Annotated in this window: 2 protein-coding genes and 2 pseudogenes; all 4 read left to right on the forward strand. The window is 72.9% G+C overall.

Annotation, left to right across the window (positions count from 1 at the left end; genetic code table 11):
• Positions 1-443, forward strand: a pseudogene (locus tag FKV24_RS19400) (DUF58 domain-containing protein); the annotation flags it as partial.
• The gene (locus FKV24_RS18085; RefSeq protein WP_141483388.1) at positions 440-895 is read left to right on the forward strand and encodes a DUF4381 domain-containing protein; all 456 of its coding nucleotides are present in this window, start codon (positions 440-442) and stop codon (positions 893-895) included. The pseudogene FKV24_RS19400 and the gene FKV24_RS18085, both read left to right, overlap by 4 nt.
• The gene (locus FKV24_RS18090) at positions 892-1,929 is read left to right on the forward strand and encodes a vWA domain-containing protein (RefSeq protein ID WP_141483389.1); all 1,038 of its coding nucleotides are present in this window, start codon (positions 892-894) and stop codon (positions 1,927-1,929) included. The genes FKV24_RS18085 and FKV24_RS18090 overlap by 4 nt, the downstream gene beginning before the upstream one ends.
• Positions 1,926-2,594 (forward strand): annotated as a pseudogene (locus FKV24_RS18095) (VWA domain-containing protein); the annotation flags it as partial. The gene FKV24_RS18090 and the pseudogene FKV24_RS18095, both read left to right, overlap by 4 nt.

The following is a 2,594-nucleotide window of genomic DNA, read 5'->3' on the forward strand; positions in this document are numbered from 1 at the left end:
GCCTGGTGCGCTGGTACCGGCAGCCGCCGTCGGACGATCTTGGCCTGGCCATCGCGCTCGAACATGCGGGACGCCTGCTGCGGCCGGGCTCGCGACTGGTGGTGCTGGCCGATGCCGCCAGCGTCGCGGAGGTGCCGCAACGACGCTGGCCGGTGCTGGCCCAGCACCACGAGGTCATCGTGCTGATGCTCACCGACCCTTTCGAAGCGGTGCCGCCGAAGGCCCGGTTGTCGTTGCGGGCGGGACCGGACGGCGACCGTGTCGAACTCGACCTGGCGAGCGCCCCCCAACGCGCGCGCTGGCGTTCGGCGTTCGTCCAACCGGTCGAGGCGGCATTGGCGAACCTGCCGGTGCGCGGGGTGCGCGCGACGGCGTTGTCGACCGACGATCCCAGCGATGCGTGGTTGCCGCTGCTGGGACGCGCGCGGCCGTTGGTGGCATGAGCATGCCGGTCGCCATCGTCCTGCGTGACATCCATGAGCCCGCGGCGCCCTCGTGGTGGCCGCCGGCGCCGGGCTGGTGGCTGCTGGTCGCGGTGGTCCTGGCGATCGTCGCTGCCGTCCTGTGGTGGCGACGACGACGTCGCCGCCGGCGCGCGCGCATCCAGGCGCTGTTCGACGACGCGTTGGCCGCCGCGACATCGCCGGCGGCGGAGGTGGCGGCGATGTCCGAGCTGCTGCGTCGCGCCGCGCGACGGCGCGATCCGGGCGCGGATCGACTGCAAGGCGTCGCCTGGCGGGCGTTTCTAGACGAAGGCGAGACGCCGCTGTTCGCCGACGAGGTCGGCGAACTGCTGATCGAGGGCGGCTACCGGCGCGAGGTCGATGCCGGACAGGTGGCGAAGCTGCGGCCACTGGTGCGCACACGCTTCCTGCAATGGATGGGCGCGCGATGAGCCTGGCGGCGGCGATGCCCTGGGAGACCTGGCCGGAACTGCAACTGGTCTGGCCGTGGTGGTTGCTGGCCCTGCCGCTGCCATTGCTGGCGCTGTGGCTGCTGCCGGCCGTCCGCAGCCATGCGGCGGCACTGCGGTTCCCGCACGCGGCCCGCTTGAGCGAGGTCGCCAAGCTCGGCGGGCGGGGGCGTCCGGGCCGTGGTCCCGGCCTGTTGCTGTGGCTGGCCTGGGCCCTGCTGTGCGTGGCGGCGGCGCGGCCGCAGCAGTTGGGCGAACCGGTGCAGCCGCCGCAGGCCGGGCGCGACCTGATGCTGGCGCTGGACCTGTCGGGCAGCATGCAGGAACCGGACATGAGCCTGGGCGGGCGTCCGGTCGACCGCCTGACCGCCGCCAAGGCGGTGCTCGCGGACTTCCTCGACCGCCGTGCCGGCGACCGGGTCGGCCTGCTGGTGTTCGGACGGCGGGCCTATGCGCTGGCGCCGCTGACCCTGGACCGCGAATCGGTACGCCAGCAGCTGCAGGACAGCGTGGTCGGCCTGGCCGGCCAGGAAACCGCGATCGGCGATGCGATCGGGCTGGCGGTCAAGCGCCTGCGCGAACGTTCCGATGGCGCGGGAGAGCCGCAGGACAGGGTCTTGATCCTGTTGACCGACGGCGTCAACACCGCCGGCCTGCTGGATCCGCGCAAGGCCGCCGAACTGGCCCGCGACAGCGACGTGCGCGTGCATACCGTCGCCTTCGGCGGCGATGGCGTGATGTCGGTGTTCGGCTTCCAGTTGCCGATGCCGGGCGGCGGCGACGAGATCGACGAGGCGACGTTGCGCGCGATTTCGGAGGCGACCGGCGGACGCTTCTTCCGCGCCCGGGATACCGAGCAACTGGCGGGGATCTACGACGAGATCGACCGGCTCGAACCGGTCGAGCGACCGGGGCCGACCCTGCGTCCGCGCATCGAGCGGTACGCGTGGCCGTTGGCGGCCGCGCTGGTGCTGGCGGTGCTGTCGCTGCTGTTGGCGGGCTGGAGGCGACAATGACCCTGCCCGATCTGTCCACCCTGCATCTGCTGCGTCCCGACTGGCTCTGGGCGCTGTCATTGTTGCCGGTGCTGGCGGCGGTGTGGGCGCTGCGACGCCGTCGAGACGGTGTCTGGCGCGAGGCGGTCGATGCGCACCTGCTGCCGCACCTGCTCGATCGCGGCGACCGTCCCCGTCGCCGCTGGACGCGCGGCCTCGGCGCGCTGGCAGGCATGCTGGCCTATGCGTTCGCGGTGCTGGCCATGACCGGCCCCAGTTGGCGCCAGGTCGAACAGCCGCTGTGGCAGGGCAAGTTGCCGCTGGTGATGGCGCTGGATCTTTCCAGTGCCGGCATGGCGGCCGACCCGCCACCGTCGAGGGTGGCGCAGGCGCGGGCCAAGCTGGGCGCGCTGTTGGCCGCACGCGACGGTCCGGTCGGCCTGTTGGTCTATGCCGACGATGCCTTCACCGTTGCCCCGATCACCGACGATGCCGCCAATGTCGCGCTGTTCCTCGACGCCCTGTCGCCGGACATCATGCCGGTCGACGGCCAGCGGGCCGACCGCGCGCTGGCGGCGGCGGTACGGCTGATGCAGCAGGCCGGCTTCGAGAAGGGCCGGATCCTGCTGCTCGCCGGTGAGGCCGACGAACGCGCCGTCGAGGCGGCCGGCGCCGCCCGCGCGGCC

The sequence above is a fragment of the Marilutibacter maris genome, assembly GCF_006546735.2.
Classification (GTDB): domain Bacteria; phylum Pseudomonadota; class Gammaproteobacteria; order Xanthomonadales; family Xanthomonadaceae; genus Marilutibacter; species Marilutibacter maris.